General features: G+C 62.4%; 1 protein-coding gene. It reads right to left on the bottom strand.

Annotated elements, in window-relative coordinates; all coding sequences use genetic code 11:
- A partial coding sequence (locus AC1DEY_RS23685; protein WP_476870129.1) for an ATP-binding cassette domain-containing protein occupies positions 1 to 1,035 on the bottom strand: 1,035 nt, incomplete at both ends.

The following is a 1,035-nucleotide window of genomic DNA, read 5'->3' as shown; positions in this document are numbered from 1 at the left end:
GCCCTGAGGGTCCCCAGCCGGCTCACGCCGGCCAGTGCGCCCGAGCTGACGTTCTGGGCGACACTGCCGCTGAGGAAGACACCCTCCAGGACACGGTCCGCCGAAACGTAGGCAATCCCGTGTTTCTGGGACTTGGGTCTTGTCAGGGCTGACAGCTGAATCTCGTTCAGTTGAATGTCCCCCGCGGTCACGGGGATGAGGCCGACCAAGGCTCGAACAACGTCATCAGCTCCGGAGCCTATCTGGCCAAAGAGCGCGGTGACCTCCCCGGCCTGCGCGGTGAAAGACACGTCCGAGAAGCGGTGTCCGGAAGCCAGCCCGCGGATGTTCAGCTTCCGGCGGCTTTCCGGAGCAAAGTTTTCCTTGACGTGAATTGCCTCCCCCGCTGTGTGTTCTTCGCCCAGCATGTGCGTAACAACCGAATCCATGGTGAAATCGGCCGTCGGGCCGCTGGCCACCACGCTGCCGGAACGCATAATGGTGATCCGGTCAGCCAGCCGGAAGACTTCGCCCATCCGGTGCGTGATGTAGACGATTGACCGTCCGCCTGCCACAAGCGACCTCACGACCTCATGGACCCGTGAGATTTCAATGTCCGACAGGGTGGCGGTGGGCTCATCCAGGATCAGGGTGCGGGCATCGGCGACGAGCCCGCGGGCGATCTCAAGCAGTTGGCGTTTTGCCAGCGGCAATGCCTCCACGGGCATGTCCAGATCCAGGTCTTCAAGACCCGCAGAAGCCAGCGCGGACTGCATCCGCTCCTGCAGTTTTTCCCTGCGCACCAAAAGACCTGAGGTCCGGCGCATGCTGAGAGCCATATTGTCCCGGACGGACAGCTCGGGGATCACTGAGAGTTCCTGGAACACCATGGCTACATCGGATGATCCGGCGCCTCCCGGGAATGTCACCTCGCCGGTATCAGCGGTAACTACACCGGCTATCACTTTGACCAGGGTGCTCTTTCCGGCACCGTTTTCTCCCAGCAGCGCGTGCACTTCACCCGCCCGGAAGTCCACCGAAACGTCGTTGAGCGCC

Source organism: Arthrobacter sp. 05T47 (genome assembly GCF_056395825.1).
This window is presented reverse-complemented; position numbering and strand designations above follow the sequence as displayed.